At 59.3% G+C, this 20,879-nt stretch carries 18 protein-coding genes; 12 read left to right on the top strand and 6 right to left on the bottom strand.

The features are described from left to right. Window positions 1-445 precede the first annotated feature (445 nt). On the bottom strand, window positions 446-1,606 hold the full coding sequence (locus FIV05_RS25625; RefSeq protein WP_152511458.1) for an FAD-dependent oxidoreductase: 1,161 nt from the start codon (window positions 1,604-1,606) through the stop codon (window positions 446-448). A gap of 104 nt (window positions 1,607-1,710) precedes the next feature. On the opposite strand from FIV05_RS25625, the gene mnmD reads away from it, so the two are divergent. Next, window positions 1,711-2,436: a tRNA (5-methylaminomethyl-2-thiouridine)(34)-methyltransferase MnmD gene (mnmD, locus tag FIV05_RS25620; protein WP_152511457.1), complete on the top strand. Its 726-nt coding sequence runs from the start codon at window positions 1,711-1,713 to the stop codon at window positions 2,434-2,436. 19 nt (window positions 2,437-2,455) lie between these two features. On the opposite strand, the gene FIV05_RS25615 is transcribed toward mnmD, so the two are convergent. Further along, complete coding sequence (locus FIV05_RS25615; protein WP_152511456.1) at window positions 2,456-3,325, bottom strand: LysR family transcriptional regulator; 870 nt, start codon at window positions 3,323-3,325, stop codon at window positions 2,456-2,458. 164 nt (window positions 3,326-3,489) lie between these two features. Between FIV05_RS25615 and bla the strand changes: the two genes are divergently transcribed. Continuing rightward, a complete protein-coding gene (gene bla, locus FIV05_RS25610) occupies window positions 3,490-4,386 on the top strand; it encodes a class A beta-lactamase (protein ID WP_152511455.1) in 897 nt (298 codons plus the stop codon). Window positions 4,387-4,487: 101 nt separating this feature from the next. Next, window positions 4,488-4,823, top strand: a complete 336-nt coding sequence (locus FIV05_RS25605) for a hypothetical protein (protein ID WP_152511454.1) — start codon at window positions 4,488-4,490, stop codon at window positions 4,821-4,823. Between the two features lie 440 nt (window positions 4,824-5,263). On the opposite strand, the gene FIV05_RS25600 is transcribed toward FIV05_RS25605, so the two are convergent. Then, window positions 5,264-6,217 (bottom strand): 2-hydroxyacid dehydrogenase, encoded by a 954-nt coding sequence (locus FIV05_RS25600; RefSeq protein WP_152511453.1) that lies wholly within the window; start codon window positions 6,215-6,217, stop codon window positions 5,264-5,266. A gap of 172 nt (window positions 6,218-6,389) precedes the next feature. Then, window positions 6,390-6,734 carry a metalloregulator ArsR/SmtB family transcription factor gene (locus FIV05_RS25595; protein ID WP_152511452.1) on the bottom strand — a complete coding sequence of 115 codons (345 nt, stop codon included), beginning with the start codon at window positions 6,732-6,734 and terminating at the stop codon, window positions 6,390-6,392. 224 nt (window positions 6,735-6,958) lie between these two features. Between FIV05_RS25595 and FIV05_RS25590 the strand changes: the two genes are divergently transcribed. The 6 genes from FIV05_RS25590 to FIV05_RS25565 all read left to right on the top strand — a co-directional run bounded on the left by FIV05_RS25590 (window position 6,959) and on the right by FIV05_RS25565 (window position 14,436). Continuing rightward, entirely contained in the window at window positions 6,959-7,945 is a 987-nt protein-coding gene (locus FIV05_RS25590; RefSeq protein WP_209009786.1) for an acyl-CoA desaturase, read from the top strand. A gap of 272 nt (window positions 7,946-8,217) precedes the next feature. Beyond that, window positions 8,218-9,867, top strand: a complete 1,650-nt coding sequence (gene ettA, locus FIV05_RS25585; protein WP_022997869.1) for an energy-dependent translational throttle protein EttA — start codon at window positions 8,218-8,220, stop codon at window positions 9,865-9,867. Between the two features lie 140 nt (window positions 9,868-10,007). Then, window positions 10,008-10,970: an endonuclease/exonuclease/phosphatase family protein gene (locus FIV05_RS25580; RefSeq protein WP_152511451.1), complete on the top strand. Its 963-nt coding sequence runs from the start codon at window positions 10,008-10,010 to the stop codon at window positions 10,968-10,970. Between the two features lie 127 nt (window positions 10,971-11,097). Next, on the top strand, window positions 11,098-13,197 hold the full coding sequence (locus FIV05_RS25575) for an FUSC family protein (RefSeq protein WP_152511450.1): 2,100 nt from the start codon (window positions 11,098-11,100) through the stop codon (window positions 13,195-13,197). Window positions 13,198-13,332: 135 nt separating this feature from the next. Next, complete coding sequence (locus tag FIV05_RS25570; RefSeq protein ID WP_152511449.1) at window positions 13,333-13,950, top strand: molybdenum cofactor sulfurase; 618 nt, start codon at window positions 13,333-13,335, stop codon at window positions 13,948-13,950. A gap of 93 nt (window positions 13,951-14,043) precedes the next feature. Continuing rightward, complete coding sequence (locus tag FIV05_RS25565) at window positions 14,044-14,436, top strand: RidA family protein (protein WP_022997865.1); 393 nt, start codon at window positions 14,044-14,046, stop codon at window positions 14,434-14,436. Between the two features lie 69 nt (window positions 14,437-14,505). Here FIV05_RS25565 and FIV05_RS25560 read toward each other — a convergent pair whose 3' ends face one another. Continuing rightward, complete coding sequence (locus FIV05_RS25560; RefSeq protein ID WP_152511448.1) at window positions 14,506-14,829, bottom strand: DUF2293 domain-containing protein; 324 nt, start codon at window positions 14,827-14,829, stop codon at window positions 14,506-14,508. A gap of 94 nt (window positions 14,830-14,923) precedes the next feature. Next, window positions 14,924-16,921, bottom strand: coding sequence for an EAL domain-containing protein (locus FIV05_RS25555; protein ID WP_209009785.1), 1,998 nt, complete (start codon window positions 16,919-16,921; stop codon window positions 14,924-14,926). A gap of 368 nt (window positions 16,922-17,289) precedes the next feature. Between FIV05_RS25555 and FIV05_RS25550 the strand changes: the two genes are divergently transcribed. The 3 genes from FIV05_RS25550 (at window position 17,290) to FIV05_RS25540 (ending at window position 20,789) form a co-directional block, all read left to right on the top strand. Further along, a complete protein-coding gene (locus FIV05_RS25550; RefSeq protein ID WP_022997862.1) occupies window positions 17,290-17,916 on the top strand; it encodes a metalloregulator ArsR/SmtB family transcription factor in 627 nt (208 codons plus the stop codon). A 33-nt stretch (window positions 17,917-17,949) separates the two neighbouring features. Then, window positions 17,950-19,833: an ABC transporter ATP-binding protein gene (locus tag FIV05_RS25545; protein WP_152511446.1), complete on the top strand. Its 1,884-nt coding sequence runs from the start codon at window positions 17,950-17,952 to the stop codon at window positions 19,831-19,833. 107 nt (window positions 19,834-19,940) lie between these two features. Then, a complete protein-coding gene (locus FIV05_RS25540) occupies window positions 19,941-20,789 on the top strand; it encodes a helix-turn-helix transcriptional regulator (protein WP_022997860.1) in 849 nt (282 codons plus the stop codon). The last annotated feature ends 90 nt before the right edge of the window (window positions 20,790-20,879 follow it).

Raw genomic sequence — 20,879 nt, 5'->3', positions numbered from 1 at the left:
CATGTTAATCTTAAACGGGTTTTAACCATTTACGACGTAAACGGTACTGTGTGTGGCCGATGGAAATGGGTTCCAGATGGCCATTGGTTAAGTCGTTCAAGGATTGCCGAAATGGCGAGAGCCGCTACAGCCGCAACTGAAGTTGAATCCTCTGGGGTGGAGAGGAGGAAGCAGGCTGACTATGCAGCTCATCAGGGTGGGTCTATGAATTTGCCATTTTTGGTGGCGAAAAATCTCCTGTTCTGGGGGACGATTTCGCTCAGCCTTTACGGTCTTTACGCGGTGGTTGCTGCCATCTAGGCAGCAGGTGCGTAAACCGATTGTGTTTGAACGAACCGCGTCAAGTTCGCGGTCATGGCACATCATCTGCAATCGCATATACAACCCTTCATTGCAATCAGGTTGTCACCTTTTGCGGTCGGCGAATGCGTGAACGCGAGCTCCTTTAGCGATCTGCGTCCAGTCTGCCGCTGCCGAAGTGGTGCGCCGGGCGGAATGTCTCTGGCAAGGGAACAACAGGTTCTCTGCCAGTCATCTCCGCCACCAGGGCATCCGCTATCAGATGTGCAATGCCGAAGGATATCTTGAAGCCGCCTGTTGCCGCGAAGGCGGTGTCAAAGCCAGGCAGTTTTCCTGCCAGCGGGTCTCGCCTGTGATTGCGGGGCCGGATGCCGGCCCAGTCGGAAAGAACCTCGCGGCCCTTCAATTGCGGACAAAAGGCGGTGGCGCGTTCCAGCAGTTCGGCTGAACGGGCTGGAGAGGGGGCTGCGTCTTCGAATTCCCGGTCGGATGTGCTGCCAATGGCGACGGTACCGTCGTCGTGCGGCACGACGTAAAGCCCGTCGCAATAGATCGCTGGCCTGTCTTCCAGTCCCTTGCCTTCCAGCACAAGGGCCTGGCCTTTCTCTCCACGCCCGATGCGTTCGCCGGTCAGCGTCTCGATCAGGTCGAAAGCGGCAAATCCTCCTGAAACGACGAATTGCCGTGTCTTGACGGGGGCATGTCCGTCGGCGAGCAGAACGGTGTGCGTTGCATCGTCATAACCGATCGCTTCAACGCCTTCCCGCAGGCTGCCGTTCTGGCGGACGAAGCTGGCAAGGCTTGCCAGATAAGCCCTTGGGGAGATCCGCGCGGCAAGGGTTTCATAGACTATGCCGAAGGGAGCGGCATTCGCGTCCAGCCAGTCAGACCGGCTTCCGGCAGGTTCAACCACATAGGAAAAACCGGTTTCCTGAGGTTGCCAGCGCAGCTTGCTTTCTTCCGCCCGCTCCAGATGGTGCTCCAACTTGTCGTTTGTCGTCAGCGGCAGGATGCGTCCGCAGCGGTGATAGCCGCAGGAAAGCCCAGTCTGGCTTTCCAGTTGGCGGATGCGGTCTTCCAGACAGAGCAGGGCCTGGAACTGGAATTCCTTCTTGGGGTTCCAGCGTGCCGGCATATGCGGCATCAACGCCCCCAGTACACCTCCACTGGACCCGGCGCCGACGTGGCTTTTCTCAAGAACGACCACCTTCAGCCCGGCCGCGATCGCTGCCCGGGCAACAGCGAGGCCGAAAATACCGGCTCCGGCAATGGCAACATCGAAAGTTTCGGCGTCGGTTGCTGCCATGGGGCGGGGTCCTTTGAGATTGATTGATCCTGCCGGCTCTCTTATGAGAACGCGTTGCAAATGGCAAAGGCTGATGGGTACGCCCCGAAGGAAACCTCAAGATCATGTCGATCAAGGCACCAGATCTGGAATGGCTGCAGGGCGATGTGCCCCGGGCTGAAGGCTTCAACGACACGTATTTTTCCAAGGCTGGGGGGCTTGCAGAAACGCGTCACGTGTTTCTGCAAGGAAATGGCTTGCCTGGCCGGTTCGATGGCTGCGAGCGTTTCACCATTGCAGAGTTCGGCTTCGGGACAGGCCTCAATTTCCTCACCACCCTTGCGGCATGGCAGGAAAGGACCAATCGGCCGGAACTGACCTTCCTGACCTTCGAACTGTTCCCGATGACGGGAGAGCAACTGGCACGGGCCCTCGCGGCCTTTCCCGAACTGGCCCCGCTGGCAGAAGAGCTGCTGCAGGCCTGGTCGCCTGAGCCGGGTTGGAACAGCTTGAAAATTGCCGGAGCCAACCTCCAGATCGGCATTGGCGATGCGAGTGAGCTGATCGGTGAGCTGAACGCCGGAATGGCAGGTGAGGGCGAGGGAGGAGAACCGGCAATTGCCCCCATTGATGCCTGGTTTCTCGACGGTTTCAGTCCGGCTCGCAATCCGGAGCTCTGGGACGCGGACCTTCTGAAGGTGGCGGCTGACCTGACGGCCCATGGCGGAACACTGGCAACTTACACGGCTGCCGGCTGGGTTCGCCGCAATCTTCAGGCTGCCGGGTTCGAGATTGAAAAGGCTGAAGGCTTTGCCGGCAAACGCGAAATGGTGAAAGGGCGAAGGCCTTGAGGTGGTCGATTGCCTCCTTTTACTCCGCTACCGTCTCCAGCATCCACAAGCGGAACTTCTGCATGGCGCTGGTCTCCTCCCGCGACTTCAACCAGGTTAGCCAATAGCTTCCTGTCAGGACGCTGGTCTGGAAAGGCTGCACGATCGCGCCGGACGCGAGGGGGCGGCTGAACATCGCTGTCGGCACCAGAGCGACGCCGGCACCCTGCGTGACGGCTTCAACCATCGCAAGTGAACTGTCGAACATCCAGCCACGCGCTCGCGGCGGCGGCAGTTGCGCTGCCTGGAACCACATGGCCCATTCATCCATCCTGTAGGATCTCAGCAGGGGCTCGTTCACAAGGTCTGCCGGTTCGGACAACCGGGCAGCGGTTCCCGGTGAACAGATAGGCGACAGCGGGGCGTCCATCAGCTTGACCGCGTTGGTGGCATGCCAGGCCCCGTCGCCGAAGCGCAGGAAACAGTCGAGACCATCTGCCAGAATATCCGCGCGGTTGTTGTTGGTTTTCAGCCGCAGATCGATCTGCGGATGGGCCCTGGCAAAGCCGGAAAGGCGGGGCAACAGCCAGCCGGTCGCGAAAGTGGCGACAGCGCCGACCGTTAGCACCTCCCGATAGTTGCCATCCTCGAACCGGCTGAGCGCATCGCTCATCCGCCGGAAGGCATCGCTCAGTACAGGCAGCAGCGCCAGTCCTTCGTCCGTCAGGGCAACACCGCGCGGAAGGCGTTCGAACAGCGACACCTGCAACACGTCCTCCAGCGCCTTCACCTGGTGGCTGACGGCAGTCTGCGACACCCGCAGTTCCAGGCCGGCGCGTGTAAAGCTGCAGAGCCTTGCAGAGGCTTCAAAGGCTCTCAAGGCATTGAGCGGAAGTTTTGAGACGTCCATCCGGATCCAACTTAGGCCAAGTTTTACTCATGTCTAACCTCAGTATTCATCATTTGCGTTATATCTGAGGCAGCGGCACTGTCGCGGTGTCCCGAAGACGAACGGTGCGGGGGGCGACACACCACACCGGTTCGGGCTGTTTGTATTCATCATTGGAGTTGAAGATGAAACTCTGGACACGCCGTAACGCGTTGACGCTTTCGCTTGCCCTTTTTGCCGGGTTTCCGGCTATTTCCGGATTGGCGCACGCCGCCGGGTTCGATCCCGCACCACTTGAGAAAACCGTTGCCGGTGCAGAGAGCCGACTGTCTGCCCGGATCGGGGTTGCGGTGCTTGATACGGAAACCGGCAAGACCTGGACCTACCGCGCCGACGAGCGTTTTCCGCTCAACAGCACCTTCAAGGCCTTTCTGTGTGCTGCGCTCCTGGAAAAGGGCGAGCAGGGTGAGGTTCAGCTGGAACGCCGCGTGAAGATCCGCTCGCAAGACCTTGTCTCCTATTCGCCGGTTACCGAAAAAAAGGTCGGCTCCGGTGGCATGACCTATCTTGAACTGTGTGAAGCGGCCGTTGCGATCAGTGACAATGCAGCGGCCAATCTCGTGCTGGAAGCTGTCGGTGGCCCGGAAGGACTGACGGATTACCTTCGGGGCATTGGCGACACCATCACCAGGCTGGACCGGACGGAGCCGGGTCTCAATGAAGGCCGGCCGGGCGATGCCCGTGACACCACCACCCCGGCGGCAGCGGTTGCCACGTTGCAGAAACTGGTTCTGGGCGATGCTCTTTCGTCCACCGCCAGAGCCCAGCTGACAGGCTGGCTGCTGGACAACAAGGTGGGTAACGCAACCCTGCGTGCCGGGCTGCCGGAAGAATGGCCGGTCGCCGACAAGACCGGGGCTGGGGCCAATGGCTCGCGCAATAACATTGGCGTGATCTGGCCCGACGACAGGGAGCCCGTTGTGATCGCGGTCTACATCACGCAGACCGACGCTTCCTTCGACGATCGCAACAAGGCGATTGCCGATATCGCAGCCGCACTTGCCGAAAGTCTCCACGACTGAGTGTTCTTGTCCGGGCGGATCTTTTCATTCGCCCGGGCATCCCTGCTTCTGGATTTATTCTGCCGCTTCCGACGGAGACAACATTGTCCGTTCCAAGATCCTTGTTTGCCCTGCCGTTGGCGCTTGTCGCGGTATTAGCCGTTTTCTCCCAGGCATCTGCAGAGGAAACACGCGAACAAAAGCGCGCCAGAAGATGCGCCTACTATCAGGAGATCGTCCGGGTGGCGTTCGAAAATGTTAGTCGTTCGCAAATGCGGCCTGGTTTCGTTGCTGAACATGATGCCTTTATCGAAGGGGGGTGTTTCGCAGCGAATGCCGTTTGCCCGAAAACACCCGCCGAATTCGCCTTTGCCGACATTCTGACGATGATGACCGTCAGCGCAAACATGGGCAGTACCTTTACACCGTTCAGGTGCCCGGCCGGTGGAGCGAAGTGAGAAGGTTCAGTTTTGGGCCTTGCCTCAGCAACAGGTGTTTCGGTGCGGACCGGCCCGGAAGGGGCCGGCCCAGGGTGCTGGCGGAGGTTACGTCGCCAGCCACCTTCTGCGACCTGGGATGTCGTCTTCTGCCGTTGCGACGCGCCCCGAGCAAACGGGCCACTTCCGCAGGCAAACTGGACCCGCTGACGGATCCGGGCGAACAGCCGGTGTTGAGTAGGCTTCTGAACGCATTCGTCTTTTGGTTCACCAGCCGTTCCCAGTCGGCATCCCGGCGTGGTTTATGTGGTCTGATGGATCCACGCCTATCGGGTAAGCGCATCGCAAGTAGAAAGGATGCGCTTGATCCATAAACCTATGGCGCAAGTCGGGCGTGTCAAATACTGAGCCGGGAAAAGAATCGGGTAGGGCTGCCGAGCTGCCCTTGCATGCCCTCGATCTCAGCGCATTTCCGGCACTGGCGTTATGGCCCCGCCAGTTTCGAACCAGCTTTTCAGGTTGTCGACCACGAGTTGTCCCATGGCATTGCGGGTCGCCTGCGAGGCGGAACCGACATGCGGCAGTACGGTGACCCTTGGCAGTTTCAGAAGGGCTTCGGGCACATGCGGCTCGTTCTCGAAGACGTCGAGACCGGCACCGTAGATCGTGCCGTTTTCAAGGGCCGCGATCAATGCGGCCTCATCGATGACGGTGCCACGGCCGATATTGATGACGATGCCATCCGGCCCGAGTGCTTCCAGCACCTCTGCATTGACCGCATGTTTCGTTTCCGCGCCGCCAGGCGCCACCACCATCAGCGTGTCGCAGGCCGCCGCCAGTGCCTTAGGCGTCGCGTGATAGGGGTAGGAGAGGTCGTCCTGTCTGCTGCGTCCATGGTAATGGATCTTCATGCCGAAGGCTTCGGCCCGCTTGGCAATCGCCTTGCCGATGCGCCCCAGGCCGAAAATGCCGAGCGTGCGCCCCTGCATGGTTGCCCCGGTCAGCTTGTATGGCCCCTTGCTTTCCCAATTGCCCTGGCGAAGCCACTGTTCGGCCTGGCCGAATTCACGGATGGTCATGATCATCAGCCCGACCGCCGTATCGGCAACTTCTTCCGTCAGCACATCGGGCGTATGGGTCACCATCACCTTCGCCGCCAGGCAATCGTCCGTGTTGACGTGGTCATAGCCCACACCGAAACTTGAAACGATCTCCGCGTTCGGGATTTTGGCAAGCAACTCGGCGTTGACCGGCCCGAATGCCATGGCAACCCCGCGGATTTTCTCGCCGATTTCCGCCAGCAGCGCTTCCGGATTGTCGGCCTCGTAGGGCCGGTGCACGGTAAAGGCGGCATCCAGCTGCTCCTGAACGATCGGCAGCATCGGGCGGGGCATCAGAATATCGATGGAGGTCATGGCAGGTCCGGTGGGGTGATGAAGAAAGGTGAGGTGACCTTAAGGTCTTCGGTTGGGGGAGAAAAGAGCCGAATGGGCAGAGTTGGTACGCCGATGCAACGCCCGTCTGGCGATCTGGTCGACACGCCGCAGCTGGCGAAAGGGCCCGATATTTAGATTTTTTCTTCGCAGTTTATTTTTTCAACGCCGCGCTTTCCTTTTTCAGTGGCCGGGAAACCGGGCAGACTTCCTGCACGTAGCTGTTCAGCGTGTTCGCAAGGCTGTCCTGCACTATGGAATAGTGCACGTACTGGCCGCGCTTTTCCTTGCGAACAAGACCCGCACTTTCCAGCACACCTAAATGCTGTGAGATCGAGGGTTTGGACATGTCGAAACGTTCTGCAATCTCGCCGGCAGTCAGGGAACTGTGGGCCAGATATGCCAGAATCTTCCGGCGTGCCGCAGAGGCAAGTGCTTCAAACACCTTCTGGATGCCGCCTGGCTCGTGCGCGCTTTGAGAGCCTGTCTGGTCGCTCATGAAGATCTCCTGGCTCCGTTAAACTCAAGGTCATCGATTAGGTAGTTGCCTAATTATCGAATTGATGGTATTTAGCTTATAGCCTAAATAGTAAATGCATTTCCCAAAGGCAAGTGTCCGCAAGAACAGCGGGTCAAATTTCAACTGACTGATCGATCTCCGGGGTTGCCTCGGGGAGCGGGAAGAACGCGCCGTCATGAACGGAGCGAAGAGGAACCATTGCCATGTCCGTAAGCGCAATTAGTGATTTTGTGCAGGAGCCGGTGTCCACGGAACGCGTAGATTCCAGAGGCGGAGCCAATCCTGTTGAGGGAAATGTTGTCCTTAAACCCGTGAAGACCGCGTGGATTGCCGGAATGACACTCACTGCGCTCGTCGCAGGTCCTTTGACGTTTTCCGCCGACGCGTTCGTTGTATTTGTTGTGTTGACCGCTGTCACCATTTGCGGTGGTCACTCGGTCGGCATGCATCGGCTGCTGATCCATCGTTCCTTCCGAACCGTGCCCTTGGTCGAAAGGTTCCTTGTCTATCTTGGCGTGCTTGTCGGGATGGCTGGCCCTTTCGGCATGATCCGGCTGCATGACTTTCGTGATTGGGGCCAGCGACAAGCCCAGTGCCATGATTTTTTCTCCCACCGCTCTGGCTTCTGGAACGACGCCTGGTGGCAATTGTGCTGTGGCATCGTTCTGGACAAGGAGCCATTCTTCGAAATTGAAGAGGAGGTTAGGCACGACCCCTTCTACCGGATCGTTGAAAAAACCTGGATGTTGCAGCAGTTGGTCATCGCCGTGCCTCTATTTCTACTTGGTGGGCTGCCATTCGTCGTTTGGGGTGTCTGTTGCCGGGTCTCAATTTCGCTGATAGGGCACTGGCTCGTTGGCTATTATGCCCACCAGCCAAAGGACCATCTGCTTTATGTGAAGGGGGCCTGCGTGCAGGGCTATAACCTGCCGCGTTTCGGTCTGGTGACATTCGGTGAGGCCTTTCACGAAAATCACCACGCTTTCCCGAAATCCGCACGTCTCGGTTTCTTGCCGGGGCAAACCGATCCGGGTTGGTGGCTGGTAAAGGCGCTGGAGCGGGCTGGGCTTGCCTGGGCAGTCAATACGCCTGGTACATTGGAGCCGCGACCTGGTTTGGCGGTAAATGGAACTTGCCCCGGCAAGGCGCCCGGCATCCCCGCATGGTTGCAGACGTTACCAAGTGATTAGTCGCTACTGCCCGTGTGGGCAAAGTCTGAGTTGGAATGAAAAGTGCCAACTAGATCTGTCGGGAGATGCCCCGGTCCCGCAACACTGGTCTGCGCTCAGTGAAGCTTCAGTCAATGAGCTTGAACTCGAAACCTTGTCTCTGAAAGCAAAGACTGCAAACCAACCGACCAATCCACATTCCCCCCATTGCCCCCGGGCGCCATTTCCCCTAAAAGACGCCGCAGAATTCCTGAGAATCCCATCAGATTTTGAAAGCGGAGAAGCGGAGCCCCATGGCGCGCCAGTTCATCTATCACATGCATGGCCTGTCCAAGGCCTATAACGACAAGAAGGTTCTCGACAACATCCATCTCTCGTTCTACCCGGACGCCAAGATCGGTATCCTGGGCCCGAACGGTGCGGGTAAGTCGACTCTTCTGAAGATCATGGCCGGTATCGACAAGGAATATACCGGTGAGGCCTGGGCGGCCGAAGGCGCGAAGGTCGGCTATCTGCCGCAGGAACCGCAGCTCGACAACACCAAGACCGTGATGGAAAACGTCATGGAAGGTGTTGCCCACAAGCAGGCAAAAATCGACCGCTACAACGAGTTGATGATGGACTACTCGGACGAAACCGCCGAGGAAGCCGCACAGCTTCAGGACGAGATCGACGCCCAGGATCTGTGGAACCTGGAAAGCCAGGTGGAAATGGCGATGGAAGCCCTGCGCTGCCCGCCATCAGATGCAGCCGTCGACAATCTTTCCGGTGGTGAGCGCCGCCGCGTCGCGCTCTGCAAGCTGCTGCTGTCCGAGCCGGACCTGCTGCTGCTGGATGAGCCGACCAACCACCTGGACGCTGAAACCGTTCACTGGCTGGAGCGTCACCTGCGTGAGTTCAAGGGCTCCGTCCTGATCATCACCCACGACCGCTACTTCCTCGACAATGTCACGGGCTGGATTCTCGAGCTCGACCGCGGTCAGGGCATCCCTTACGAAGGCAACTACTCGGTCTATCTGGAAAAGAAGACCAAGCGCATGGAGCAGGAAGGCCGCGAGAACATGGCCCGCTCCAAGGCGATTGCCCGTGAGCGCGAGTGGATGGGCATGAGCCCGAAAGGCCGTCAGACCAAGTCGAAAGCCCGTATCCGGGCCTTTGAAGACCTCTTGACCGCCCAAGAAGAGCGTCAGCCGTCCATCGAACAGATCCTCATCCCGGTTGGCGAGCGTCTCGGCGCAAACGTCATCGAGGTCGATGGCGTTTCCAAGGGCTTTGAAGACCGTCTCCTGATCGACAACCTGTCGTTCAAGCTGCCACGCGGTGGCATCGTCGGCGTGATCGGCCCGAACGGCGCCGGCAAGACGACCCTGTTCAAGATGCTCACCGGTCAGGAAACGCCGGACAAGGGTAAGGTCGTCGTGGGCGACAGTGTGCACCTTGGTTACGTTGACCAGTCGCGCGATGCGCTCAACCCGAACAACACGGTCTGGGAAGAAATTTCCGGCGGCGCCGAGGTCATCTACCTCGACGACAAGGAAATCAACTCCCGCGCCTATTGCTCGTCCTTCAACTTCAAGGGTGCTGCCCAGCAGGCCAAGGTCGGCGATCTTTCCGGCGGTCAGCGCAACCGCGTGCATCTGGCCAAGGTGCTGAAGAAGGGCGCCAACGTTCTGCTGCTCGATGAGCCGACCAACGACCTCGACACCGAGACGCTGGCAGCTCTGGAAGACGCGCTGGAAAATTACGCCGGCTGCGCCGTTATCATCAGCCACGATCGTATGTTCCTCGACCGTCTGGCCACACACATGCTCGCCTTTGAAGGCGACAGCCATGTGGAATGGTTCGAAGGCAACTTCGAAGACTACGAAAAGGACAAGGTCCGCCGCCTTGGCGCACATGCCGCCGACCCGCGCCGGATCAAGTACAAGCCGCTTACGCGCTAAGCGAACGGCCTGGAAGCTGAAATGGGGGGCGTGCCCCCTGTTTCCCGAATGTGCCGGCCCCGGAAACGGGCCGGCATCTTTTTTGCCCGGCGGTAAAAATCGGCCACCGGCAACTTTTGTCCTTGCGAGCGGCACAAGGCATGTTCCACAGAACTCTCGTCTGTCTGTTTGCGGCCTTCGCCATCGCCGTTCTCGCCTCGTTTCTGGCGGCAGTTGGCTGGCCCGTCGATCTGCTGGCTCATTTTCAGACCCAATACGTTGTTGCTGGCCTGCTGTTTGCTGCAGGGTTCGTCTTCTTCCGGAACTGGAACATGGCGGCACTGGCTATCTGCCTGTCGGTAGTCGCTCTCATGCGCATGGGCATCTTCGACGACGGACGCTTTGCTCCAACCGCCAACGCGGCAGAACCGCCGATCAGCGTCGTCACCGCAAATCTCTTCGGCAGCGCCGCAGCGCTCGGCAATCTGGTCGAGGAAAACAGCGCCCGCGTCTTCGATCTCATGATCCTCACGGAGCTGCCTGTACCAGCCGACCAAGGGCTGCTCGACCGGTTTGAAGGCATGCTGCATGTGGCAGGAACGCCCGATCAGGCGCTTGGTGGACGTCCCGCCGCAGTTATCCTATCGCGCACTGCGCCGCACAGCGTCGAACTGATCCCTGTAGGCGGGAACCCATACGCGATTACGAAAGCAATCTACTGCGGTGTGCAGGCGGAGCCCTGTTTGAGTGTCCTTGCAGTTCACACATTGCCGCCTTTCAGGCGAGACTTCTATCTTCACCAGGCGGACATTCTTCAGAAGCTTGCATCTGAAGTGTCGATGACGCCGGGACCTGTTCTTGTTGCCGGCGACATGAACGCCGCCTCCTGGGCACCGCTGCTGAAACGGTTTCAGGACACGGCAGGGGTGCGCAAGGCTGTCTGCGGCAGCCGTTGGACCCCGACATGGCTTGCTCCTGTTCCGGGCATCGGTCTCGAACTCGACCATTTTTTCGTCAGGAGCGGGCTTGCGGTCAAAAACTGCGAACTCGGACACTTCAACGGTTCCGATCACTGGCCGGTCTTTGCCGAATTCACTGTTACAGACGGGAAGACGTCCGACTGATCTTCGGCGGCAAGCCTGCGTCCACCGGGTCAAAGCGCCATGGACACGAGACAATGCAGTCCGCATAAAAGATTTCTATTCAGAACGTCGGGGTTTTGCCCTGAAGAGCCGGGTTCAAGTCAGACAGATGCTGCAAGCCGCTTCGGACATAAAGACAAGTCTCCTGCGCACGGACCCCGGCGGCTTGCGGCTGATGCGCGGTGTTCATCTGATGCTGACCGTGCTCGGAGCGGTCTTCCTGGCAAATGTCGTGGCGAGCTTCGTGCCCGGTCAGTCGGCCTTCAAACTGGCCGTTCTGGCAGCCGCTAGCGGCGGGCACTGCCTGATGTTCACGCCGGTCTCCACCAGAAAGGCCGAGGTCCTCGGTATCCTGAAGCTTGGCGTTTTGCTGACGTTACTGTTTGCTCTTGGGGCTGTTGTCGCCGAGGTGTCGGGGAAAAGCGCCTCAACCGTTCTGCAAGGGCTCTGGATCGCCGCGATCATGCTCGGCTTTGCCATGCAGGGGCTTGGTCCTTTCTGGCAACGCGCAGGACGCAGCATGGCGATTTGCTGGCTCTTCGTGGTCCTCGGCAACGTCGGAGGATCGCCCGGCCTCTGGCTTCCGGTCATGGCGGTGCTTGGAATGGTGACAGCGCTCGTGGTTCGCGCAGGACCCTGGCGGCCTTCGACATACCGAACCTACCTGCGGGTCGAAGCTGCAAATCGTCAGGCGATGGCAACTTATCTGAGGCAGCTGTCGGGCCAGGCTACCGGTTCGTCCGGCGATGCGGCGGTTCGGATCAGGGATCTGGCGAAGTTGCGCATGGAACTTCAGGTCTGTGCCGATCTGCTCAGGCCGGAAGGTGAGTTGCAGGGCATGTCGCCGGAAGCAGCTATCATGGTGGAACTCGCCCTGGAAGTGGTGGGCGATGCACGCGCCCAGCTGTCCCGGGACGCACGCATCCGTCTGGCGCAAGATGACGGCTTTCGCCGTGCGGTCGACCGGCTTGTCCATCGCCTGGAAACCGGTGAGGGCGTTCCGGAAGAGAGCGATGTCGGGGAAGGCAAAACCGGCGCAAGCGCACCTGCCGCGAGCTGGCTGCAGGCCGATGCGGTGGTAACGGCACATGACCGGTTTCAGGAATTGCGCATCGCCCAGGCTTTCAAGCGTCTGTGGCTTCTGGCGGCAAAAGACCAGCCGGTTCGCCTGAGCCTCGGTACGGATGATGACAGCCGCGAGGGCGACTGGTTGCGGAAGCTTTCCTGGCGCCTGTCACTTCAGGCAGGTGTCGCAGCCGGGATCGGCTTTTCCCTGGGGCTCGCGTTCGATCTCAATCACGCCTATTGGGTCACGCTCACCATCATCATCGTGCTGTCGAACAGCCTCGGGGCGACGCTGCTCCGAACCGCACAGCGGATAGGCGGGACGGCGGGCGGCGTTGTTCTGGCCATGCTGGTCGACCCGGCGCTGGCGGAGTTTCCCTCCGTCAGGCTCGTACTGGTTGTCATTGCCATTCCCGGGGTCATCGTTTTTCTCGACCGCAATTACGCCATCGCCTCCGGCATCATAAGTTTCCTGGTGGTCATGGGGCTCCAGACGCTTGAAGGGCTGCCCATCGACGAACTCTGGTCGCGTCTCTACGACACGATGATTGGCGCAGGCGTGGGGCTTGCTGCAGCATGGCTGCTGTTTCCCAACCGCACCGGCGCAAGCTTCAAGGGGCTGGCGTCCGATTACCTCAACGCCTGCCGAAGTTGCCTGCGGGCGGAAGGCGGCAAGGCGGATACGGACCTTCAGGACCTCGCCCGGCTTCGAACGGCAGCGAGCACGCTGATCGCCACCGCCAGGTCCTATCGGATCGAGCAAGCTCCCTGGTCGTCGTTCACACGCTCCGCAAGTGACCTCAACGTGCTGGTGATCGTTCTGGCCCAATACGTGGTGCTTTACCGCGAAGCCCGTTCGGACGTCACGCGGGAAACGGTAAAAGCTCAGGCCAAGTCGGGGATAGATGCGCTTGTCGCTCGCATGGACAAGCGCCTGGAAGATGAGTTCTCGGCTGTCCTGGAAGGACGCCCGAGGCAGACCGTCCCGGGCCTTGAGGACGACTGGATGACAGCCATGCCCGAGGGCGCAACAGGCAATCTTTCGCTGGAAACCGGTTGGGTCGCGATGCTCTATCACGCGCGGAAAATCGTCCGATGCCTGGACGGCTTGCGCGAGGAGAAATTCCTCTCCGGCCCAGCCTGAAGACAGCTGTCTCCACTGCAAATCCTGGGTGCAGCGGATCGATCTGCCGCGCTTATGAAAACATCAATGAGATTTGTTGGTCAGGAAGGTGCCTGCGCCGTAGCATCGCCTCTCGACTGCCACAGGAGGCCCCGCATGACAGACCAGCTCCAGCTTCTTGCCGACGACTTTCGGGTTACGCCTGCATTCAGGACAAGCGGCAAGGTGGAGGGCGTTTTCAGGACAGTCTCTGCGGAAGACTTCAGGACCACTGCAACGGATGCTTTGGAGATGACGTTCGAAGGCATTTCGGGAGACCGGCATGGCGGCCACACCCGGAGGTCCGGTGGCCGCGAACCCTGGTATCCGCGTGGCACCGAAATGTGCAACGAGCGCCAGATATCCATCCTGTCCGCCGAGGAACTTTCGTTAATTGCCACTCGCATGGAGATTGCCGAACTGAAAGCCGAATGGATCGGCGGCAACATTACCTTGTCCGGCATTCCCAACCTTACGATGGTGCCGCCGCGCACCCGGCTGGTGTTCGAGGGCGGTGTGGTTATTCGTGTGGACGGCGACAACAAACCCTGCCGTTTCGCAGGCGAGGCGATTGCCGAAGCCAATCCCGGCCGGGAAGGACTGGGCCTGTTGTTCCCGCAAAAGGCAAAGCGCCTGCGAGGCCTTGTTGGCTATGTCGAAATCCCGGGGAAGGTTGCGGCGGGCGAGGCGGTCACCGCCCACGTTCCCGAGCAGTGGATCTACGAGCGCATCTGATTTTAACGCTTGCAGCGAGGGAAACCTGTTTCCCGAGGCGCCCGATATTCTCTAGTCTGGATGCTCTGTCAGAACCTTCCAACAGGAGCCTCCATGCTGCCGATCCACCACATGATCGACCAGGCGCCACAGCCGGTCGCGCCATTCTCCCATGCCGTCGAAATTGACGGCTGGGTGTTTGTAACCGGCCAGATGCCGACACTGCCGGACGATCCGGACGCCCCGCTGCCGGAGGGCATAGAGGCGCAGACTGTGCGGGTGATGGAAAACCTGAAGCTCGTTCTGGGCGGCCTCGGGCTCGGCCTTGAAAACACGACTTTCATTCGTGTCTATCTGACTGAATTCAAGCGCGATTATCAGGCGATGAACGACACCTACCGGTCATTTTTCGAACCCGGTAAATTGCCGGGTCGTACCTGTATTGGCGTGTCGGGCCTTGCCGTCGATGCGCTGGTCGAGATCGATCTGATCGCCCGGCGGCCGTGACGGCAGGCCGCCCGCAAATCACATCCCGGGTTGTGTGCGACGGGCACGGATCCGGTTTGCGCACCGGTGTCAGTCCTCGGTTGGGGAGGTATCGTCAGCTTCCAGGCGTTTCGCACATCCCCAGGAGCTCAGAACGTCATTCATTTCGTCCAGTACGAAGAACCGGGCAGCGTCACGGTCATAGCCTTCGTCCAGCAACGTGTCGTAGTCGGTCAGGGCGTGCCGGACATGACTGGTGGTGGCCTGCCAGAGGGCAATGCCGGGCGGCAGATGGCGCAAGTGTCCGGCGATGGCAACTTCGAGAATGGCTTCCGCATCTGAAAAGGGAACGCGCGGCAGCAGGACCCGCAAGGCCTTGCGCATGTCTTTTTGCCGCTTGGTGCCGCCGGTCATGAACAGGTCCCGGTTTTTCGTGGTTGAGACCGGAGAGGTAAACAAATCCCGGACGGATTAGAAGAGGTCCGGTGGAATTGTTCCGGGTTGCCGGTCAGGCGCGGAAGAACTGAAAGCTGCTGGCCCCGGCAGTGCCGGACAGGGGAAGCCCTGCAACCCTTCCGTTTTCCATGGCATCGGCAAGAAGGTCCTCGAAAGGCAGGGGAGCACTGAAATGGTATCCCTGGACCAAACGGCAGTGCATCGCTTCCAGAAGTTCCAACTGGTTGCTTTCTTCAACGCCTTCGACCACGCACTGCATCTTCATGGACCGGCACAGGTTGACGATGGAGGTCACGACGCCGCTCGCGATCGGATCCTTGATACCGGCAACGAAACTGCGGTCGATCTTGACGCAGTCGATAGGCAGCCGGTGCAGGTAGCCAAGGCTGGAATAACCGGTGCCGAAGTCATCCAGCGCGAGTTTGACACCGGCATTGCGAAGAACCTGCAGACAGGTTTCAGCAGCTTCATAACTGCCGATCACGGAAGTCTCGGTAATTTCGAAGGTGATCTGCCGCGGGTCTATCGCCGCGCGGCGGATGATCTCGAGCAGCGCAGCCACTGTCTCGGCGGAGGTGACGTCATGGGCGGACAGATTGAAGGATAGCGAAAGTGTCCCGGGCAGGGCCTTGATCTGCTCGACCGCCTTTTCGAACAGCGACAGGGTCAGCCTGTGGATCAGTCCGGCGCGCTCGGCAATGGGAATGAACTTGTCGGGTGCAATCCTGCCAAGCTGCGGGTTGTCCCAGCGCGCCAATGCCTCGAAGCCGACAACGAACCGTTCCGGCAACTGCACGACAGGCTGGAAATAGACCTGGAATTCGCTGGCAAGATCTGCGCTTTGAAGCGCTGCCTCGATGGCCCGTTCCGAGCGGATGCGGGCTTCATGTTCGGCCGAATAGACCGTCGTCCGGCCGCGCAGGCTGGTCTTGGAGTTGTAAAGGGCGTAGTCGGACCGGTCGAACAGAACATGGGCAGAAGTGCCGGCGTCAGGATAGAACGCAATGCCGCAGGACGCGCCGACAGAAACCTGCAGTTCACCGATCCGATAGGGGCGGCTGATCAGTTCGCAAATAGACTGCCCCGTCGAGGCTGCCTCGTAAATGTCTCCGAGATAAAGGAACCCGAACTCGTCGCCGCCGAGACGGCAGATCTCGACACTCGGCAGTCCAAGGCTTTTCAGGCGCATGCCGACTTCCATCAGCAATTGGTCGCCCAACTGGTGGCCATAAGTGTCATTGATGGGCTTGAACCTGTCCAGGTCGACGACGCCGACCGCAAACTGCCGGTCCGTGCCTTCCACTTCGCTGATCAAGGCTTCAAGCCGGTTGAAGAAATAGCGCCGGTTCGGCAGGTCGGTAAGCGCGTCGGTCTGGGCAAGCTTGGAGTTTTCTGCGTTGAGAAGCTCCGTTTCTTTCTGTTTGGCGGCAAGGTCCGACTGCGATTCAATCAGTTTGCAGAACCCTCGATAGCCGTTCAGGAGAACCTGCAGGACGACCAGGCATACCAGGAAGATATTGAGCCCAATGGCAATGTAGACGTCCTGGTTCTGGCCGAGATAGTGCACCAGATAAGGGATCGTCACGATCACCATGACCATCAGGGCAGCTTGCGGCAGATGCATCAGGCAGAAGATGCAGCCGATGACGGTGATGGCGATGAAAAGCGCCACATGACCGCGCTCGGCAGGTCCGCCATAGCCGTCCAGGCTCAGCGACCAGGCAATGTAGATGACGGACACCAGACTGCCGAGAATGACGGTCTGCCGCATCTTGCTGATCGCTTCTTGCGGTGTCGGGTCAACTTTGCGGGCGCGTATCCAGGCCACCATGCGAAAGGTCGTGATCAAGAGGATCGGCGCAAGAATTCCGACGGTCAGATAAGTCGGCGCGACATCGAAATGGGTATAGGCAACCGCAACCGCATTGACCATGAGGAGAGCATAGAGTGACGGAATCTGGGTCTTGAGCTCATTGTACTGAGCCTGTGCAATTTCCGGATGGCGAGGATCGATCATCATCCATCTCAGGAAAGCCCTGATTTTTTCCATCATTTTCTCCATTGATATTTCTTCTAATCAAAATGAGATAAAGAATTGTTATGAGGGCGACTTCCCTGACTTTGCGTCGCATTGGGGTTCTTGAAGAGTTAAGGCGCCAATAGGAAATGCTGACGCGACGGCTACGAAATATTTCAACGCGGAAGCCGCGTGATCAAGCGATCAGGAGGTAATCTGGACTGGCACCGGACAACGGTTCAGCGCAGGAAATTCTCGCGACATTTCTTGCATGCTCCCGCCACGCTTGGCAAATAAACGTGGCTGCCAAGGCAGGCTTGTTGGCGGGAAATGCTCTGGTCGCTTCACAATAAGATAAGCAGACTATTTTTTTATCTTTGAAATACGCTATATAGACGGCTATGGCAGATCGTACTCGAACCCGGCTTTTGAACGCGCTGAAATCCTCCGGCCCACAGACTGCGGCAGATCTTGCCAGCGGGTTGAAGGTGACGTCAGTGGCTGTTCGCCAGCATCTGGACGGCCTGTTGCAGGACGGGCTGGTGGACTTCGATGATCAGAAGGGTTCGGTTGGCCGGCCCAAGCGGGTCTGGGACCTGACACCGGACGGGCACAAGCAGTTTCCCGACAACCATTCCAACCTGGTGCTCGGGTTGATTTCCGGCCTGAACGATATTTTCGGCGAAGAAGGTGTCGACAAGCTGATTGCTCACCGTGAAGCGCAAAGCCGGAAATCCTATTCCGAAGCGGTTGGCAAGGCGCCGGATCTGCGCGGCAAGCTGGAAGTGCTTGCCGATCTGCGCAACCGAGAAGGCTACATGGCCGATCTTGTTCCCGAAGGGGCAGGCTATCTGCTGATCGAAAACCACTGTTCGATCTGTGCCGCGGCAACGGCCTGTCAGGGGTTCTGCAGGTCGGAGCTCAATCTTTTCAAGGATGTACTTGGGCCCGGTGTCTCGGTCGAACGTACCGAACATCAGCTCTCGGGCGGTCGTCGCTGTGTTTACAGGATTGAGCCCGCGGCCTGATCAGGCGTCGGTCTCAGTCGAGGAGTGTTTTGCGTGTCAATCGCCAGGCCGCTGCTTGCGCGGCTCATCGACCGGTATTTCCATCCGTTCGAAACCCACATCAAACCGCTGGAACTGCCTGTCACGCCTCTTCCGGATGAAGGGCCGCTGAAGCTGGTCTGGCATTTCGCGATGATGTTCCGCTGGCAACTGGTAATCGTTTCGTGCCTGGCGATGATCTCCTCCGGTCTGGGGCTTGCGGGCATCTGGGCGATAGCTTTCGTGGTCGACGGTGTGACCGAGGCAGGTGCGCAGGCGTTTCTGAAAGACAACCTCACCATCCTGGCCGGTTTCTTCATCCTCTTCGTGATTATTGATCCAATCGCCTTTCTCCTGCGCCAGACCTTTGCCTTCCAGACCGTGCGCATTCTTCTGCCGGCGGCAATGCGCTGGCAGGCGCACAAGGCCGTGGAAGCACAGGACATGGCTTTCTTTGAGGATACATTCGCCGGTCAGGTTGCCTCCCGCATTGCCCAGGTCACCATGTCGGTCCACCGTCAGATGATGTTGTCCATCGAGACGGTTCCGTTCCTGGTCATTCAGTTTGGCGGATCGTTCCTGCTGCTTCTGGCCATGGCCTGGCCGCTGGCCATTCCGGTATTGTTCTGGATCTGCGCGAATATCCTCGTCGCCTGGTTGGCGATCCCGGCCTATCTGCAGCGCTCTGCCAAGGTGGCGGCGGCAAATTCCAAGGCCACCGGCGCGATGACAGACGTTTATTCCAACATCGCCATGGTCAAGCTGTTTGCGGCGGAAGATTCGGAAGCTGGTGCCATTCGCAAGGTCATCGGCGAAACAATCGACACCAGGCACAGCGAGAACCGGTCCTATATCCTGACCGACAGCGGCGTCTATTTTCTGAACGTGCTGCTGATCCTGGCTGTGGTTGTCATTGGCTTCTGGGGAATGATGAAGGGGTGGGTCTCGATTGGCGACTTTGTCGCCGGGCTGACCGTCACACGCTCGCTGTCCCACGCTTCATCCAGTTTCATAGGAATCGGACAGTCGATCACCAGCACACTTGGTACGATCCGCGATGCCATGCCGATCATGACGAGCCGGCCGGCAATCATCGACCAGCCGGACGCCGGCGAGTTGGACGTCAGCGCCGGGGAAATCCGCTTCGACAACGTGTCCTTTGCCTATCAGAGCGACCGCAAGCCGGTCCTGGACAAGTTCAACCTGACAATCAAGCCGGGCGAGCGTGTCGGTCTGGTTGGCCTGTCCGGCGCCGGCAAATCGACCGCTGTGTCTTTGCTGATGCGCTTGCGGGACGTGACCGAAGGCCGGATTTCGATCGACGGGCAGGACGTGCGAGATGTCACCCAGGCATCTCTGCGCAGCCGGATCGGCGTTGTCACCCAGGACATTTCCCTTTTGAACAGGTCGATCCGCGACAACATTCGCTATGGCAGGCCGGAAGCCACCGACGACGAGATCCGTGCGGTTGCCCGCGCTGCCGAAGCGGTCGGTTTCATTGAGGAGCAAAGAGACAGCAAGGGCCGGACGGGTCTGGATGCCCATGTGGGCGATCGCGGTGTCAAACTCTCCGGCGGTCAGCGTCAACGCATCACGATCGCCAGGGTGCTTTTGAAAGATGCGCCGATCCTGATCCTCGACGAGGCAACCTCTGCTCTTGATAGTGAAGCCGAGCTGGCCATTCAGCAGAACCTCACCCGCATGATGGAAGGGCGCACCACGCTGGCCGTTGCCCACCGCCTGTCGACCATTGCTGCAATGGACCGGCTTGTCGTTATGGATCAGGGCCGGATTGCGGAAGAAGGTACACACCGCGAGCTGCTTGCCTCCGGTGGCCTTTACGCTGCGCTCTGGGAGCGTCAATCAGGTGGTTTCCTGGCGCTCAATGCTGCTGAATAGGTTCTTGTGAATAGCTCCTTGCTTGTGTGAGCTTCCCACGGGCTGGTGCTTCGGGAAAATGTCAGCTTGCGTTGATTTTCCGAAATCCGGCTGACAATACTCCTCTCATGGACAAGAGAGACCGCGCCGTACTTTTTCGCGAACGCCTGTCGGATGCCTTGCGCAGCCGGGATATGAACCGATCGGATCTGGCACGCGGTGCCGGGCTCGACCGGTCCACTGTTTCCCAGTTGTTGTCGGAAGACGCACCCCGCCTGCCAAACGGGCAGGCATTGGCTGCCATTGCGACCGCGCTCAGCGTTTCGTCCGATTGGTTGCTTGGTCTTTCCACCCACCGCGGGGCCGCGGCCGAAATCCTGGATCAGGCAGTTCAGGTGGCCGAGACCGAGCGGCACCCGGTCGATGAGCATCTGCTTGCCTGGTACCGCGATGCGGTCGGGGCGAAGATCCGGCATGTGCCTGCCAACCTGCCGGATGTCCTCAAGACCGAAGCTGTTCTGGCTTTCGAATACTCCGGCGAAACGTTGCGCACCGCCGACCAGGCCATAACCGGCACAAGGGATCAGAGGGCACTCCTCAGCCGGGCGGAATCCGATATGGAAATCGCCCTCTCGAAAGAGGCGCTGGAAGGCTTTGCGCGCGGGGAGGGGTTATGGCAGGGGCTTCCGGTTGACCTGCGGCGCGAACAACTGGAGGTCATGGGGCTTACCTTGAGCGAGCTTTACCCCTCGTTGCGTCTGCACCTCTTCGGCGCGACCGACCGTTTCTCCGCACCTTTCACGGTCTTCGGGCAGAAATGGGCGGCACTCTACCTCGGGCAGCGCTACCTGGCGTTTTCCAACACGCGCCACGTCCAGCTCTTCTCCAGCCACTTTGACGATCTCGTTCGTCACGCGGTCATCCGCTCGCATGAGGCAGGTGATTTTGCCGTTCAACTGGCGCGTCAGCTCGACTGACGTCTGTTCGTTTTTAGCTGCAAGAAATGGTCACCTTGCAGCCATGGATATCATGTGAGCCGCAGGCACGGCCCGGTTGGAACGATCGGC

Origin of the sequence: Labrenzia sp. THAF191a (genome assembly GCF_009363335.1) — a bacterium.
Classification (GTDB): domain Bacteria; phylum Pseudomonadota; class Alphaproteobacteria; order Rhizobiales; family Stappiaceae; genus Roseibium; species Roseibium algicola.
The sequence above is the reverse complement of the archived record's forward strand: the minus strand, read 5'-3'. Positions and strand labels throughout refer to the sequence as shown.